The 15,632-nt window shown below is 62.1% G+C and carries 14 protein-coding genes; 5 read left to right on the top strand and 9 right to left on the bottom strand.

All coding sequences use genetic code 11. The features are described 5' to 3' along the window. Positions 1-13: 13 nt before the first annotated feature. The 8 genes from AC3WS7_RS09310 to AC3WS7_RS09275 form a co-directional block, all read right to left on the bottom strand. Positions 14-655 carry a DUF502 domain-containing protein gene (locus tag AC3WS7_RS09310; protein WP_296468796.1) on the bottom strand — a complete coding sequence of 214 codons (642 nt, stop codon included), beginning with the start codon at positions 653-655 and terminating at the stop codon, positions 14-16. A 30-nt stretch (positions 656-685) separates the two neighbouring features. Next, entirely contained in the window at positions 686-1,015 is a 330-nt protein-coding gene (locus AC3WS7_RS09305) for an FmdB family zinc ribbon protein (protein WP_492656141.1), read from the bottom strand. A gap of 51 nt (positions 1,016-1,066) precedes the next feature. Continuing rightward, entirely contained in the window at positions 1,067-2,632 is a 1,566-nt protein-coding gene (ubiB, locus tag AC3WS7_RS09300) for a ubiquinone biosynthesis regulatory protein kinase UbiB (RefSeq protein WP_492656140.1), read from the bottom strand. Beyond that, positions 2,629-3,183: a ubiquinone biosynthesis accessory factor UbiJ gene (locus AC3WS7_RS09295; protein ID WP_492656139.1), complete on the bottom strand. Its 555-nt coding sequence runs from the start codon at positions 3,181-3,183 to the stop codon at positions 2,629-2,631. The genes ubiB and AC3WS7_RS09295 overlap by 4 nt, the downstream gene beginning before the upstream one ends. A gap of 154 nt (positions 3,184-3,337) precedes the next feature. After that, entirely contained in the window at positions 3,338-4,321 is a 984-nt protein-coding gene (locus AC3WS7_RS09290) for a Tim44 domain-containing protein (protein ID WP_492656184.1), read from the bottom strand. A 19-nt stretch (positions 4,322-4,340) separates the two neighbouring features. Then, the gene (ubiE, locus tag AC3WS7_RS09285) at positions 4,341-5,072 is read right to left on the bottom strand and encodes a bifunctional demethylmenaquinone methyltransferase/2-methoxy-6-polyprenyl-1,4-benzoquinol methylase UbiE (protein ID WP_296468756.1); all 732 of its coding nucleotides are present in this window, start codon (positions 5,070-5,072) and stop codon (positions 4,341-4,343) included. A 69-nt stretch (positions 5,073-5,141) separates the two neighbouring features. Further along, complete coding sequence (locus tag AC3WS7_RS09280; RefSeq protein ID WP_492656138.1) at positions 5,142-5,555, bottom strand: gamma-butyrobetaine hydroxylase family protein; 414 nt, start codon at positions 5,553-5,555, stop codon at positions 5,142-5,144. A gap of 9 nt (positions 5,556-5,564) precedes the next feature. Next, complete coding sequence (locus AC3WS7_RS09275; RefSeq protein ID WP_492656137.1) at positions 5,565-9,491, bottom strand: DUF3683 domain-containing protein; 3,927 nt, start codon at positions 9,489-9,491, stop codon at positions 5,565-5,567. 198 nt (positions 9,492-9,689) lie between these two features. Here AC3WS7_RS09275 and ugpB point away from each other — a divergent pair, with 198 nt between their 5' ends. The 5 genes from ugpB (at position 9,690) to ugpQ (ending at position 14,904) form a co-directional block, all read left to right on the top strand. Next, on the top strand, positions 9,690-11,018 hold the full coding sequence (gene ugpB / locus AC3WS7_RS09270) for a sn-glycerol-3-phosphate ABC transporter substrate-binding protein UgpB (RefSeq protein ID WP_492656136.1): 1,329 nt from the start codon (positions 9,690-9,692) through the stop codon (positions 11,016-11,018). Between the two features lie 63 nt (positions 11,019-11,081). Next, the gene (gene ugpA, locus AC3WS7_RS09265; protein ID WP_296468750.1) at positions 11,082-11,969 is read left to right on the top strand and encodes a sn-glycerol-3-phosphate ABC transporter permease UgpA; all 888 of its coding nucleotides are present in this window, start codon (positions 11,082-11,084) and stop codon (positions 11,967-11,969) included. Beyond that, positions 11,969-12,820, top strand: a complete 852-nt coding sequence (ugpE, locus tag AC3WS7_RS09260) for a sn-glycerol-3-phosphate ABC transporter permease UgpE (protein ID WP_492656135.1) — start codon at positions 11,969-11,971, stop codon at positions 12,818-12,820. The genes ugpA and ugpE overlap by 1 nt, the downstream gene beginning before the upstream one ends. A 285-nt stretch (positions 12,821-13,105) precedes the next feature. Continuing rightward, positions 13,106-14,128: a sn-glycerol-3-phosphate ABC transporter ATP-binding protein UgpC gene (ugpC, locus tag AC3WS7_RS09255; RefSeq protein ID WP_296468746.1), complete on the top strand. Its 1,023-nt coding sequence runs from the start codon at positions 13,106-13,108 to the stop codon at positions 14,126-14,128. Continuing rightward, complete coding sequence (ugpQ, locus tag AC3WS7_RS09250) at positions 14,125-14,904, top strand: glycerophosphodiester phosphodiesterase (protein ID WP_492656134.1); 780 nt, start codon at positions 14,125-14,127, stop codon at positions 14,902-14,904. The genes ugpC and ugpQ overlap by 4 nt, the downstream gene beginning before the upstream one ends. 60 nt (positions 14,905-14,964) lie before the next feature. On the opposite strand, the gene AC3WS7_RS09245 is transcribed toward ugpQ, so the two are convergent. Beyond that, on the bottom strand, positions 14,965-15,627 hold the full coding sequence (locus AC3WS7_RS09245) for an HAD family hydrolase (RefSeq protein ID WP_492656133.1): 663 nt from the start codon (positions 15,625-15,627) through the stop codon (positions 14,965-14,967). Positions 15,628-15,632: the final 5 nt, after the last annotated feature.

The raw sequence follows: 15,632 nt of genomic DNA, 5'->3' as shown, positions 1-15,632 counted from the left end.
GGTTGGTAATAGGTTATTGGGAGACGGGGGCTTGGGACGCTGACGCCAGCGGTGCGACCGATCCCATGGAAATCACGTAGGTCAGTGCCTCGTCCACACTCATGTCCAGCTCGATCACATCGGCCTTGGGCAACATGAGGAAAAACCCGCTGGTCGGGTTGGGTGTGGTGGGCACGTAGACGCTGACAAACTCGCCCTGCAGGTGCGACTGCACTTCGCCGCTGGGTACACCGGTCTGGAAGGCAATCGTCCAACTGCCTGCACGCGGATACTGGATCAACAAGGCCGTGCGAAACGCATTGCCATTGCTGGAGAACAGCGTGTCCGAGACTTTCTTGACACTGTTGTAGATGGACTTGACGATGGGAATGTTGGTGAACAGGCGATCCCACTGCTTGACCCACCAGCGGCCCGCCACATTGGACACCAGCGCACCGGTAACCAGCATGGCGGCAAACACCAGCAGCACACCCAGACCAGGAATGTTGTGCAGGCGCTCGATCGCCGGGCCCATGGACTCGGGCGTCACCGCAGCCACGCCAGACAGAAAGCCGCCAAACACGGCATCCAGCAAGCCCACCAGCCACAGCAGCACCCAGATAGTGATGGCCAACGGGAGCCAGACCATCAGGCCGGTAAGCAGGTATTTTTTAATGGGCACAGGGATTCCAGTTCTAGGGCAGAGTCAGGCGGTGGGTTTGGGCGTAGCGGCGGCAGGCGCTGCGCTGCTGCCAGCCGATGCGGTGGTCGCCGCAGGGGCAGCATCTGCCTTGGACGCAGGGGCAGCCGCGCTATCCCCCGTGGCGGGCGCTACGCTGGTGGACGGCGCATTGCCACCCTTGAAATCGGTCACGTACCAGCCAGAACCTTTGAGCTGAAACCCGGCAGCGGTCAGCTGTTTCTTGAAGGTGGACTGGGCACAACTTGGGCAGTCTTGCAGCGGAGCATCGGAGATTTTCTGCAGCACGTCCTTGGCAAACCCGCAGGACTCGCATTTATAGGCGTAGATGGGCATGGAAGTAAGGCTCTGACATCAGGTTGCAAAGCCTTCAATTATAAGTGGCGGTCAGAAAACCCCAACCCGGACCACAATCTGCATGACCACCATGCCCAACGCGAAACCAATGACAGCCGCCACCAGGGTTTGCAACAGGCGGTTGGTGCGCTTTTGCTCCAGCAATAGCTCCTGCACCAGCTGGCTGTTGTCGGTGCCACGTTGCTGCAAAAACTGGTGCAACAAACCGGGCAGTTCGGGCAGCAGCTTGGCGTAACGCGGGGCCTGGGCCTTGAGTTCGCGAATGAGTTTTTGCGGGCCGACCTGCTCCAGCATCCATTGCTCCAGAAACGGCTTGGCGGTGGCCCAGAGGTCCAGCTCGGGGTCCAGGTCACGGCCCAGGCCCTCGATATTGAGCAAGGTTTTTTGCAACAGCACCAGTTGCGGCTGGATTTCCACCTGGAACCGGCGCGAGGTCTGAAACAAACGCATCAACACCATGCCCAGCGAAATTTCCTTGAGCGGCCGGTCGAAATAGGGTTCGCACACTGCGCGCACGGCAGCTTCCAGCTCGTCCACCCGGGTGCTGGCCGGCACCCAGCCGGACTCGATATGCAGTTCGGCCACGCGTTTGTAGTCCCGCCGGAAGAAGGCCACAAAATTTTGGGCCAGGTACTCCTTGTCCACCTCGGTGAGCGTGCCCACAATGCCAAAGTCCAGCGAGATGTAGCGGCCAAAAGTCTCGGGCGCCAGGCTGACCTGGATGTTGCCGGGGTGCATGTCGGCGTGGAAAAAGCCGTCACGAAACACCTGGGTAAAGAACAGCGTCACGCCGTCGCGCGCCAGCTTGGGGATGTCGACCCCCGCCGCGCGCAGCCGGTCCACCTGGCTGATGGGCACGCCATGCATGCGCTCCATCACCAGAACTTCGGTGCTGCACAGGTCCCACCACATTTCCGGGATGAGCACCAGGTTGAGGCCGTTCATATTGCGGCGCAGCTGGGCTGCACTGGCGGCCTCGCGCACCAGATCCAGTTCGTCGTGCAGGTACTTGTCGAACTCGGCCACCACCTCACGGGGTTTCAGGCGTTTGCCGTCGGCCGACAGGCCTTCCACCCAACCCGCCATCATGCGCATCAGGCTCAGGTCCTTGTCGATGACATTGAGCATGCCGGGGCGCAGCACTTTGACAGCCACCTCACGCGACTTGCCCTGCCGGTCGCGCAGCACCGCAAAGTGCACCTGGGCAATCGATGCACTGGCCACCGGGGTGTGCTCAAACGAATCAAACAACTCGGCCAAGGGCTTGCCCAAGGCGCGCTCGATGGTAGCCACCGCCACCGCCGAGGGGAACGGTGGCACGCTGTCCTGCAGCTTGGCCAGCTCGTTGGCTATGTCCAGCGGCAGCAGGTCGCGCCGGGTGGACAGCACCTGGCCAAACTTCACGAAGATGGGGCCCAGTCGCTCCAGGGCCTCACGCAGGCGCTGGCCGCGTGGGGCGTCCAGCTTGCGCCCTACCGAAACAACGCGCGCCAGCAGACGCAGCCAGGGCTTCTGAAAACTGGTGAGCACCAGCTCGTCCAAGCCATAGCGCAGGGCCACCCAGACAATGAAGACCCCGCGGCCCAGCCGTGTCATGCGGCGGTGCCAGAGGCCGCGTCAGACGACGCGGTGCGCTTTCCGACAAACTGCTGCAGCGCCTGGGCAAAGGTTCGTCCGGTTTGCATCAGCAGATGGGCGGGTGCATCGCCCAGGATGCGCGACAGGTCTTCCTCCACATCCCAACGCACATGGTCCGCGAGCCAGTTGATTTCAGCGGCCAGTTGCACATCACCTTCAATACGGACCTTGGGCTTGTCACCCTGCATCATGGCTTGGGCAATGGCCAGGGGGGATTCGTCCGTGATCACCAGGGTCAGGTCTGCGGTGGTGTCCGGGCCCGCCAGGTCCAGCAATCCGGCCGGGGTGGCCTGTACCTTGAACGTGAAATCCCGCCATTGGCTCAGTATCACGCGGCCCTTTTGGCGTGCCAGGCGCTCCATGGCCTGTGGTTCCTGCTGCAACACATGGTTGAGCAAGAGCACCACACGGCGGTGGCTCTCTTCAACCATCCAGGCAGGGGGAACGGGTGGGGTGGGAAGCGCTTTCAAAAAGCCTTCAAACATGGAAAAAGGGGACTGTGTGGCCATAACGGATTATGGCTCACCCCCATGGCGGCGCGCACTGCGTGTCGCTTCGCCCGCCCCCTTTTCTGGGGGCAACACCAGCAGCCCGGCAGAGCCGGTTCTGCGGTGTTTCTGAGCGGGACACGCACGCCGGAGACGTGCTAATCGGGGTTGGGGTTTACTGCAGGGCTTGCACGCCTGCGACCAGCCAGCCGCTGGCACCGGCCTTGGATTTGGTCATGTTCCAGACTTCGCGGAAAGGGCTGGGACCGGCCGAGGCTTCTTCGCGGATCATGCCGGAGAACTCGACACTGGCCATGTACTCATCAGGCAACTCTTCGATGCCCAACAGACGGGCTTCGATCATCACCACATCGGTCATGTTGGGGCCGCTGCCCGTGTGGGTTTCGCGCTCGGCCAGCTGGGCCTGGATTTCCTTGAGCATGCTGTCGGTCATCATGGCGCGCAGAGCCGGGATGTCGGAACGGTCCCAGGCCGCCTGCAGGGTCACGAAGTTGGTCTTGGCAGCCTTGAGGAACCCTTCGCTGTCAAAGCCGGCGGGAATGCCCCATGTCTGCGAGCCCATCAGCGCGGAGCCAATCATGGAGCCACCTTGGGGTTGCTGAGGTGCCTCAAACGCCATGCTGCTGCGCTCCCAGGGGCGGGCGGATGCATCATTGCCCACGTTCTCTGCCCGGTAGGGCTTGGCCAGCGTGGCCGGTGCGTGGCCTGCCCCGGCCCCCTGAAAAGCAAAGGGGGAACTCTGCGCAGCGGCTTGTTTGCGGTTGCGCATGAACCAGCCCACTGCGCCCATCACCACCATCGCCAGCAGCGCGAACATCAGGATGTTGCCAAAAGCCTCCCCCATGCCCAGCGAGTTGGCCAACCAGGCCAAACCCAAACCGGCGGCCAAACCACCCAACATGGCGCCCCAGGGACGCTTGGGGGCTGCCGCGGCGGCGGCGCCAGGAGCGGGCTTGGCAGCCGTGCTGTTCATGTTTTGGGTCGGGGCCGCAGGCGCCGCGGGCGCGGCTTCGCGCTGCGTCACATTGCTGGACTGCTTGCCAAATGACTTGCCGCCCCCCAAACGCTTGGCGGCTTCTGCATTGATGCCCGACAGGGACAAGACCAAGGCCAAACCCAAAGCCCAGAATTTCATGATCGCTCCAAAATTAGTTATCTCAGCACTTGATTCCAACATGCAAAGCGGCAATGCCGCCAGTCAGGTTGTGATAGTCCACATGGCCAAAGCCCACTTTGTGCATCATGGTCTTTAGCTCTTGCTGGCTGGGATGCATGCGAATCGACTCGGCCAGGTACCGGTAACTCGCATCATCTCCGGCGATCAGCTTGCCCAGACGCGGCAACACCTTGAAAGAGTACCAGTCGTACACCTTCTCCAGCGGGGGCGCCACCTTGGAAAACTCCAGCACCAGGAGCTTGCCACCGGGTTTCAACACGCGTTGCATTTCTGCCAAAGCCACGTCCTTGTGCGTCATGTTGCGCAGGCCAAAGGCCACGCTCACCACGTTGAAATGGTTGTCCGGGAACGGCAGCTTCTCAGCATCGCAGACCATGGTGGGCAAAATCACACCCGCGTCCAGCAGCCGGTTGCGCCCCGTGGAAAGCATGGCTTCGTTGATATCGGTGTGCACCACCTGCCCACTCTTGCCCACTTTTTTGGAGAAGGCGAGCGCCAAGTCACCGGTGCCGCCGGCGATGTCCAGCGCCTTGTCGCCCTCCTTCAGATTGGCCACCAGCACGGTGTAGGCCTTCCAGGCGCGGTGCAGCCCGGCCGACATCAGGTCGTTCATCAGGTCGTACTTGGGGGCGACCGAGTCGAACACACCGCGCACATGGCGGGCTTTTTCTGACTCATCGACCGAGGTGAAACCAAAGTGGGTAGTGCTCATGATTTTGAATAAAAAGTGACTCTAGCCCCCGCGGATAGTGCGCGAATAGCTCCTGAATTAATAGCAACCTCAATGGCTGGCGCAACTGTGGCGCGCCTTGGCGGCCATGGGTGCATCACGCTCGGTGTTTGCTGCCTGGAGCCTAGCCTCGTACTCCTGCCACAGGCGAACCTCCTGGGAACCCAGAAAGTACAGATAGTCCCACGAGTAGATGCCGGTGTCGTGGCCGTCGGAGAAGCGCGGCTGCACCGCGTAGTTGCCCACCGGGTCCAGCGCTTCCAGCGCCACATCGCGCTTGCCGGTCTGTAGCGTTTCCTGGCCCGGGCCGTGGCCCTGCACCTCGGCCGAGGGCGAGTACACCCGCATCAGCTCGAAGGGAATGCGAAAACGCGCGCCATCCGAGAAGCCCACCTCCAGCACCCGGCTCTGGCCGTGCACGGTGATGTCGGTCGGTGTCGGTGCGCCTGCGGTCAGTCCTGCCATGGGAGCCTCTTAGACCAGCACGCGCTCAATGCCACCGGCATTGGCGATCTGCACATACTCGGGCAGCCATTCCTTGCCCAGAATCTGGTTGGCCATTTCCACCACGATGTAGTCAGCCTCCAGCAGGCCGTTGTTCAGGTCGTTGCCATATCGGGTCAGGCCTTGCAGGCAGCTGGGGCAGCTGGTCAGGATCTTCACATTGGCATCTGCTGCCACCGTACCCGCTGCACGCAACGTGGCCTCGCCCTTGCGGATTTCTTCTTCCTTGCGGAATCGCACTTGCGTCGAAATGTCGGGTCGGGTCACACCCAGCGTGCCCGACTCGCCGCAGCAGCGCTCGCTTTTGAGCACGTTGTCGCCAATCAGGCTCTTGACGGTCTTCATCGGATCGCCCAGTTTCATGGGGTTGTGGCAAGGCTCGTGGTACAGGAACCCGCCCTGGCCGGATGGCAGGGTGATGCCCTTCTCCAGCAGGTACTCGTGGATATCGATGATGCGGCAGCCCGGGAAGATCTTGTCGAACTCGTAACCCTGCAGCTGGTCGTAACAGGTGCCACAGCTCACCACCACGGTCTTGATGTCCAGGTAGTTCAGCGTGTTGGCCACGCGGTGGAACAGCACCCGGTTGTCGGTGATCATTTTCTCGGCCTTGTCGAACTGGCCGCTGCCGCGCTGCGGGTAACCGCAGCACAGGTAGCCGGGCGGCAACACCGTTTGCACCCCCGCGTGCCACAGCATGGCCTGCGTGGCCAAGCCCACCTGGCTGAACAGGCGCTCGGAACCGCAGCCGGGGAAGTAGAACACCGCCTCGGTCTCGGCCGTTGTCGTCTGCGGATTGCGGATGATGGGCACGTAGTCCGCATCTTCAATGTCCAGCAGCGCGCGGGCCGTCTTCTTGGGCAATCCACCGGGCATCTTCTTGTTGATGAAGTGGATCACCTGCTCCTTGATGGGCGCTGTGCCCACGGTGGCTGGCGGTTTGTTGGTCTGCTTGCGCGCTGCCAGGCGCAAGACCTGGTTGGCCAGGCGCTGGGCCTTGAAGCCCACGCCCACCATGGCCGAGCGCATCAATTTGATGGTCTCGGGGTTGGTGGCGTTCAGGAAGAACATGGCCGCGGCATTGCCGGGGCGGAAACTCTTCTGACCCATCTTGCGCAACAGGTTGCGCATGTTCATGGTCACGTCGCCAAAGTCGATCTTCACCGGACAGGGCGACTCGCACTTGTGGCAGACCGTGCAGTGGTCGGCCACGTCCTCGAATTCTTCCCAGTGCTTGACGCTGATGCCGCGGCGCGTCTGCTCTTCGTAGAGGAAGGCTTCCACCAGCAGCGAGGTGGCCAGGATCTTGTTGCGCGGGCTGTACAGCAGGTTGGCGCGCGGCACATGGGTGGCGCACACCGGCTTGCACTTGCCGCAGCGCAGGCAGTCTTTCACCGAGTCGGCAATCGCGCCAATATCGCTCTGCTGCATGATCAGAGACTCATGGCCCATCAGGCCGAACGATGGCGTGTAGGCGTTGGTCAGGTCGGCATAGATGGTCGAACCATCTGCAGTCAAATGCGGCGCAAACCCGCTTCCAGGCTGCGCAGGCAGCTCCTGATTTCGTAGCAATTTGCCCTTGTTGAAGCGCCCCTCGGGGTCCACCTTGGCCTTGTAGGCAATGAAGGGGGCCAGCTCGGCTTCGCTCAAGAACTCCAGCTTGGTGATGCCAATGCCGTGCTCGCCGGAGATCACGCCGTCCAGGCTGCGCGCCAGCGCCATGATGCGTTTGACCGCGCCGTGGGCGGACTGCAACATGTCGTAGTCGTCGCTGTTGACCGGAATGTTGGTGTGCACATTGCCGTCACCGGCGTGCATGTGCAGTGCCACCCAGACACGGCCCTTGAGCACGCGCTTGTGGATGGCTGTGCACTCGGCCAGGATGGCGTCAAACGCGGCACCCGTGAAGATGGCTTGCAGTGGCGCCCGCAGCTGGGTCTTCCAGCTGGCACGCAGTGTGTGGTCCTGCAGCTGCGCAAACAGCGGCTCCACGTCGGTCAGCCAGCCTTGCCACTGGCCGCGCACCTGGGCCACCAATTCAAGGGCCTGGGCCACCCGGTCTTCCAGCAACTCGGCGCTGGGAATGTCGTTGGCATCGTCGGTTTTGCCCAAGGGCAAATCGCTGCGCTCGAAGAACTCGGTCAGGGCATCACACAGCGCCAGCTTGTTCTGCAAGCTCAGCTCGATGTTGATGCGCTCGATGCCATCGGTGTACTCGGCCATGCGCGGCAGCGGGATCACCACGTCTTCGTTAATCTTGAAGGCGTTGGTGTGCTTGCTGATGGCAGCCGTGCGCTTGCGGTCCAGCCAGAATTTCTTGCGCGCCTCGGCGCTCACGGCCACAAAACCTTCGCCGCTGCGGCTGTTGGCCAGGCGCACCACTTCGCTGGTGACGCGGGCCACGTCGTCAGCGTCGTCACCGGCAATGTCGCCTACCAGCACCATCTTGGGCAGGCCGCCACGCTTGCTCTTGGTGGCATACCCCACGGCCTTGAGGTAGCGGTCATCCAGATGCTCCAGGCCAGCCAGCAGCACGCCGCTGCGCTTTTGCTCGGCGAACATGAAATCCTTGATGTCCACGATGCTGGGCACGGCGTCCTTGGCATTGCCAAAGAACTCCAGGCACACGGTGCGTGTGTGGGCGGGCATCTTGTGCACCACCCAGCGCCCGCTGGTGATCAGGCCGTCGGTGCCCTCTTTCTGGATGCCCGGCAGCCCGCTCAAAAACTTGTCGGTCACGTCCTTGCCCAGGCCCTCCTTGCGGAAAGTGGCCCCGGGAATGTCCAGGCGCTCTGTGCGGATCGGTGTTTTGCCGTCGGCCTTGAAATACTGCAGCTCGAAGCTGGCCACGTCCACGTCATGGATCTTGCCCATGTTGTGGTTGAGGCGGGTGACTTCCAGCCACTCGGCCTGCGGTGTCACCATGCGCCAGCTGGCCAGGTTGTCCAGGGCCGTGCCCCAGAGCACGGCTTTCTTGCCACCGGCGTTCATGGCGATGTTGCCGCCAATGCAGGAGGCTTCGGCCGAGGTCGGGTCCACCGCAAACACGTAGCCGCCGCGCTCGGCGGCATCCGCCACCCGCTGGGTCACCACGCCGGCTTCCGACCAGACCGTTGCCACATCCCGGTCCAGGCCGGGGAGACGCTTCATCTCGACCTCGGTCATGGCTTCGAGCTTTTCGGTGTTGATGACCGCGCTCTTCCAGGTCAGAGGAATGGCGCCGCCCGTGTAGCCAGTGCCGCCCCCACGCGGAATGATGGTCAGGCCCAGGTCGATACAGCCCTTCACCAGGCCCGCCATCTCTTCTTCCGAATCAGGGCACAGCACCACGAAGGGGTATTCCACGCGCCAGTCGGTTGCGTCGGTCACATGGCTCACGCGGCTCAGGCCGTCAAACTTGACGTTGTCCTTGGCGGTGAGTTTGTAGAGCAGTTTTTGCGTCTTTTTGCGCAGCGCGCCCACTTCCACAAACGCAGCGTCAAAGGCCTTGACCGCCGCGCGGGCTGCCACCAGCAGTTGGCCCACCATGGCGTCGCGCTCGGGGTCGGTCTGCGGGGTGCGGCGTTTTTCCACCTCACCGAGGCGGTGGTTCAGCGCATCGACCAGTTGGCCGCGGCGTTTGGGGTTGTCCAGCAGGTCGTCCTGCAGGTAGGGGTTGCGCTGCACCACCCAGACATCGCCCAGCACTTCGTAGAGCATGCGGGCGGAGCGGCCGGTCTGGCGCTCGCCGCGCAGCTGGTTCAACAGCTCCCAGCTGTGAGACCCCAGCAGCCGGATGACGATCTCGCGGTCGGAGAACGAGGTGTAGTTGTAGGGGATTTCGCGGATGCGTTCTTGCACATGCGCGCCAGGGTTGGCGGCGCTGAGGAGGTGATTGAGCGAGGTGGGAGCGTTCATCAGGGTCGGTGGTAGCTGCCAAGGGGCCCACATAGGCCATTTTTGGTAGGCCTTAGATGGTAACGCACCCACTATTCACGGGCTTTTCTAATGGAAACCCCTGACCAAACGGTCAGGAGAGCTGGCGTTTAATGCATTTGACACAAATTTGTCACGGCGCTTATCTAGCATCGCGCCATTCTTATTTCAGGAGCACGTATGTCGCACAGCCCCATTACCCGCCGAGCCTTGGCCATTGCCGCCGTTACCGCGGCCGCCTTCTCGATTGCAACACCCGCCCAAGCCCAAACCGACATCCAATGGTGGCACTCCATGACCGCCGTGAACGGCGAATGGGTCAATGACCTGGCCAAGGAATTCAACGCCAGCCAGAAGGAATACCGCATCCTGCCCACCTTCAAGGGCACTTACGACGAGTCCATGACCGCCGCTGTGGCCGCTTTCCGTGCGGGCAATGCCCCCCACATCCTGCAGGTGTTCGAAGTGGGTACCGCCACCATGATGGCCAGCAAAGGTGCGGTCGTCCCCGTGGGCAAGGTCATGACCGACGCTGGCTACAAATTTGACCCCAAGGTCTACATTCCCGCCGTGGCCGGCTACTACACCGCACCCAACGGCCAGATGCTGAGCTTCCCGTTCAACAGCTCCACCACCGTGTTTTATTACAACAAGGACGCGTTCAAGGCTGCGGGCCTGGACGCTGAAAAAGCCCCCGCCACGTGGGCAGAGGTCGCACTCGCTGCCGCCAAACTCAAGGCCAGCGGCCATAAATGCCCCATTTCCATCGCCTGGCAAGGTTGGACCCAGTTGGAGAGCTTCTCTGCCTGGCACAACGTGGAATTTGCCACCAAGCAAAACGGTCTGGCCGGCATGGATGCCCGCCTGAAGATCAACTCTCCGCTGCACGTGCGCCACATCGACAACCTGGCCAACATGGCCAAACAAGGCCTGTTTGTGTACAAGGGCCGTGGCAACGTGCCGGAGGCCAGTTTTGTGTCGGGCGAGTGCGCCATGATGACCACATCGAGTGGTTTCTACGGCAACGTGAAGAAGAACGCCAAGTTCGCCTTCGGCCTGGCCCCCCTGCCCCATTACCAAGACGTACCCGGTGCCCCGCAAAACACCGTCATTGGTGGTGCCAGCCTGTGGGTCATGTCCGGCAAAAAAGCTGAAGAGTACAAAGGCATTGCCAAGTTCTTCGACTTCCTGTCCAAGCCCGAAGTCCAGTCCGCCAGCCACAAGCGCACCGGCTACCTGCCCATCACCACGGCAGCCTTCCAGCTGACCGAAAAGTCGGGCTTCTACAAGGAAAACCCAGGCACGGATGTGGCCGTGACCCAGATGGTGCGCAAGGTGACCGACAAGTCGCGCGGCATCCGCTTGGGCAACTATGTGCAGATCCGTGCCATTGAGGACGAAGAACTCGAACAGGTGTGGGCCGGCAAGAAATCGGCCAAAGAGGCACTGGACTCCGTGGTGACACGGGGCGATGAGCTCTTGGCCCGTTTCGAAAAAGCCAACAAGTAAACTCCAGCTTCTTCCCAAGAAGTGGCGGCCTGGGCCGCCACTTTGCATTTCTGATCGGTTGATATGGCGGTTGAAAAAAGAGTCGTTTTCAAGTCGGCATGGCTGCCCTGGGTGCTGATCGCACCGCAGGTGGCGGTCATCGCCATTTTCTTTTTCTGGCCCGCAGCCCAAGCCTTGCTGCAGTCGGTGCAGCAAAGTGACGCCTTCGGCACCTCGGTCGAATTTGTCGGTCTGGAGAACTTCCGCAACCTGTGGAACGACGCCTCCTACCTGGAGTCCTTCAAGACCACCGCCATTTTTTCTGCGCTGGTGGCCGTGTTGGGCCTGTCACTGTCGCTCACGCTGGCCATTTTTGCCGACCGCGTGGTGCGCGGCTCCGGCATCTACCGCACCTTTCTCATTTGGCCTTACGCCGTGGCACCTGCGGTGGCCGGGGTGTTGTGGCTGTTCATGTTTGCGCCCAGCATCGGCATCGTGTCGTACGGCATCCGCCAGCTCGGCCTGGGCTGGGACCCGCTGCTCAATAGCAACCACGCCATGGCGCTGATCGTCATGGCAGCGGTATGGAAACAGATTTCGTACAACTTCCTGTTCTTCCTCGCCGGCCTGCAGTCCATCCCCAAGTCGCTCATCGAGGCGGCAGCCATGGACGGTGCGCGACCCTGGCGCCGGTTCTGGACCATCCAGTTTCCGCTGCTCTCGCCCACCACCTTTTTCCTGCTGGTGATCAACATCGTCTATGCGTTTTTTGACACCTTTGCCATCGTGGATGCGGCCACCAAGGGCGGCCCCGGCAAGGACACGGCCATTCTGGTCTACAAGGTCTACTTTGACGGGTTCAAGGCCATGGACCTGGGCGGTTCGGCCGCACAGTCGGTGGTGCTCATGTTCATCGTCGTGGCACTGACCGTCGTGCAGTTCCGGTTTGTTGAAAAGAAAGTGAACTACTGATGGTCGAACGTCGCCCCTGGCTGGACTTTTTGTCGCATGCCATCCTGATCATGGGTGTGCTGGTGATTGCCTTCCCGGTCTACATCACCTTCGTCGCCTCCACCCACACCACACAAGAGGTGGTGCAGTCCCCCATGCCGCTGCTGCCCGGCACCCACCTGTGGGACAACTACCGCACCGCCCTGCTGGGCGGCCGCGAGGGCACGGGCTCCAAGGCCGCCGTGGGCGGCATGATGATGGTGAGCCTGATCACCGCCCTGGTCATCTCGCTGGGCAAGATTGCCATCTCGCTGCTGTCGGCCTTTGCCATCGTCTACTTCCGTTTTCCGGCCCGCATGTTTTTCTTCTGGGCCATCTTCGTCACGCTGATGCTGCCGGTGGAAGTGCGCATTGGCCCCACCTACCAGGTGGTGGCAGATCTGGGCATGCTCAACAGCTACGCCGGCCTGTCCATCCCGCTGATCGCCTCGGCCACGGCCACCTTCCTGTTCCGCCAGTTTTTCCTGACGGTGCCGGATGAATTGGTGGAGGCCGCGCGGGTGGATGGTGCCGGGCCGCTGCGTTTCTTCAAGGACATTCTGGTGCCGCTGTCCCGCACCAGCATTGCGGCACTGTTTGTGATCCAGTTCATCTACGGCTGGAACCAGTACCTGTGGCCGCTGCTGGTGACCACCGAGGAAAACATGTACCCGGTGGTGGTGGGTATCAAGCAGATGATTTCGGGCGGCGATGCGCAAACCGAGTGGAACATCGTGATGGCCACCGCCATGCTGGCCATGCTGCCGCCCGCGCTGGTGGTCATGCTGATGCAAAAGTGGTTTGTCAAAGGCCTGGTGGATACCGAAAAATGACCTCGGTTTTTGCTGGAATGCCAGCCCGCGACACAGCAGTGTCTGGCGCAAAGTCGGGGGCCGATTTCTGCGCGTTTGGCAGTATGAGGCCCCCGGCTTTGCGCCAGGCGCTGCCACCACCATGCTGCGCACACCATGCACCCAATCACCGCTCTTTGCGTTGCTCCGCGCTGAGCGGCCTTAGCCCGCGCGCCTCATACTGCCAAACGCGCAGAAATCGGCGCGCGGGCTAAGGCTGCCCATCGCTCTCTGGTTCACGTTTCCTACTTACTTTCCTTCTGCTCTATGGCCTCCATCGAACTCAAAAACGTCATCAAACGCTACGGCAGCGGCAAAACGGCCAACCAGGTCATCCACGGCGTGAACGCCCAAATTGCCGATGGCGAATTCATCGTCATCGTCGGCCCCAGCGGCTGCGGCAAATCCACACTTTTGCGCATGGTGGCCGGCCTTGAGGAAGTCAGCGATGGCGAGGTCTGCATTGGCGGCAAAGTCGTCAACGACCTGGAACCCTCCGACCGGGACATTGCCATGGTGTTCCAGAACTACGCGCTCTATCCCCACATGAGCGTGTTCGAGAACATGGCCTACGGCCTGAAGATTGCCAACGTACCAATGGATGAAATCAAGGCGCGCGTCGACAAGGCGGCCAAGATTCTGGAACTCGCACCTTACCTGGACCGCAAGCCCAAAGCCCTGTCGGGCGGCCAGCGCCAGCGCGTCGCCATGGGCCGTGCCATCGTGCGCCAGCCCCAGGTGTTTTTGTTTGACGAGCCGCTCTCCAACCTGGACGCCAAGCTGCGCGCCCAGACCCGGCTGGAGATCCAGAAGCTGCACCGCGAGCTGGGCATCACCAGCCTGTTTGTGACGCACGACCAGGTCGAGGCCATGACCCTGGCCCAGCGCATGATCGTGATGAACGGCGGCGTGATGGAACAATTTGGTACCCCTGAAGAGGTGTACACCCGCCCGGCCAGCACCTTTGTGGCCAGTTTCATTGGCTCGCCGCCCATGAACCTGCTGAAGAACGCCCCCGACGCCAAGCCCGGCCTCATCACTGGCATCCGCCCCGAACACCTGGACATCACGCCCACCGGTTGGGCGCTGCAGGTAGAGGCCGTGGAAATGCTGGGTGCCGAGCGGCTGATTTACGGCAAATGGGCACATAGTGACACCGACGAGTTGCTCATCATCCGGACCGAAGAATCTGCCGCCGTACCGGCGCTGGGAGCCACCCTGCATGTGACACCCCGTCCGGACCGGATTCACCACTTCGATGCCAGCACCGGCAAACGGATGGACGTATGAGCCTGGCAACCCCAGCCCTCCCCGCATGGCCCTACCCCCGTTGGGTGGCCCACCGCGGCGCCGGCAAATTGGCGCCGGAAAACACCCTGGCGGCCTTCCGCCTGGGCGCCAACCACGGCTACCGCATGTTCGAATGTGATGTGAAGCTGAGCAGCGATGGCGTGCCATTTTTGATGCACGACGCCACCCTGCAGCGCACCACCAATGCACGCGCCAAGCTGGGCCAGGGCCAAAGCGCCGTGGGCGGCGACCACGCCTGGGGCGCCCTGTCGCAACTGGACGCCGGCAGCTGGCACAGCCGTGCTTACGCCGGTGAACCTCTGGCGACACTGGATGCCGTGGCCGCCTATTGCATTCGCAACGGCTACTTTTTGAACATTGAAATCAAGCCCACCCCCGGCACCGAACGCCACACGGGCGAGGTGGTGGCCCAACACGCAGCACGCCTGTGGGCAGGCCAGGCGGTACCGCCGCTGCTGACATCGTTTGACCCTGAGGCACTGGAAGGCGCCCAAGCCACGCAGCCCGAACTGCCCCGCGGCCTGCTGCTGGACACGCTGTGGAAGGGCTGGCTGGAAACTGCGCTGGGCCTGGGCTGCCAGGCCATTGTGTGCAACCACGCGCTGTGGGACCGCAGCACCGTGACCCAGGCCCAAAGCGCTGGCTTTCGCACCCTGAGCTACACCGTCAACGACGAATGGGCCGTCCAACGCCTGATCGATCTGGGCACCGACGCCATCATCACCGACCGCGTGGACCTGTTCAGCCCGGTTTGAATGCTATAAAAACAATAGCTGCTTGCGCATATTCTGCAAGGGCTAGGTGCAGATTTCACTCTATTTTTGGGCCAGCACCCAGCGCACGGCGTCCTGCATGCTCGGCAGAATCACCGTGGCGGCGCTGAAGTCGTGGCCTGCCGACATCTCGGTGGGAATGGCCACACAGGCCAGCCCGGCGGCGATGGCTGCAGCCACTCCGTGTTCGGTGTCTTCAAAGGCCACCGCTTGGTGCGCAGCGACGCCCATGCGCTGCAGCGCAAGCAGGTAGCAGTCGGGCGCGGGCTTGCTGTGCACCACATCGTCGGCCGACACCACGGTCTCAAAGGCAGCGGCCAACTCATGGGAGCGCAACGTCGCGTCGATGGCATAGGCACGCGCTCCCGTGACCACGCCCAGGCGCAGACGCGCGGCCTGCAACTGGGCAATGGAAGCGCGCACACCGGGCATCAGCGGGAAAGCGTGGGTCTGCAAATAGGTCTGGGCACACTCGTTCTTCAACCGGGCCAAGACCTCGGGCGATTCCCTCACCCCAAAACGCTCGACCAGGTCCGCGGCATTGGCATCGGTCGGCACGCCGGCATAAAAGTCCTTGTACTGCGCCAGCGTGAGCGCAAAGCCATAAGGCGCCAGCACCTGGTTCCACAGGGCAAAGTGCTGCCCTTCGGATTCCACCAGGGTGCCATCGTGGTCAAAAAGCACAGTGTCGAAACGGTTTGACATAGGTC

The organism is Rhodoferax sp. EU05-FHT12H12, assembly GCF_058791215.1.
This window is presented reverse-complemented; position numbering and strand designations above follow the sequence as displayed.

Coding starts and splice junctions, on each gene's coding strand:
- ugpQ (WP_492656134.1), top strand. CDS start 14,125: ATGAGCCTGGCAACCCCAGCCCTCCCCGCATGGCCCTACCCCCGTTGG.
- AC3WS7_RS09275 (WP_492656137.1), bottom strand. CDS start 9,491: ATGAACGCTCCCACCTCGCTCAATCACCTCCTCAGCGCCGCCAACCCT.
- ugpB (WP_492656136.1), top strand. CDS start 9,690: ATGTCGCACAGCCCCATTACCCGCCGAGCCTTGGCCATTGCCGCCGTT.
- ugpC (WP_296468746.1), top strand. CDS start 13,106: ATGGCCTCCATCGAACTCAAAAACGTCATCAAACGCTACGGCAGCGGC.
- ugpE (WP_492656135.1), top strand. CDS start 11,969: ATGGTCGAACGTCGCCCCTGGCTGGACTTTTTGTCGCATGCCATCCTG.
- ubiB (WP_492656140.1), bottom strand. CDS start 2,632: ATGACACGGCTGGGCCGCGGGGTCTTCATTGTCTGGGTGGCCCTGCGC.
- ugpA (WP_296468750.1), top strand. CDS start 11,082: ATGGCGGTTGAAAAAAGAGTCGTTTTCAAGTCGGCATGGCTGCCCTGG.
- AC3WS7_RS09245 (WP_492656133.1), bottom strand. CDS start 15,627: ATGTCAAACCGTTTCGACACTGTGCTTTTTGACCACGATGGCACCCTG.
- AC3WS7_RS09305 (WP_492656141.1), bottom strand. CDS start 1,015: ATGCCCATCTACGCCTATAAATGCGAGTCCTGCGGGTTTGCCAAGGAC.
- ubiE (WP_296468756.1), bottom strand. CDS start 5,072: ATGAGCACTACCCACTTTGGTTTCACCTCGGTCGATGAGTCAGAAAAA.
- AC3WS7_RS09280 (WP_492656138.1), bottom strand. CDS start 5,555: ATGGCAGGACTGACCGCAGGCGCACCGACACCGACCGACATCACCGTG.
- AC3WS7_RS09295 (WP_492656139.1), bottom strand. CDS start 3,183: ATGGCCACACAGTCCCCTTTTTCCATGTTTGAAGGCTTTTTGAAAGCG.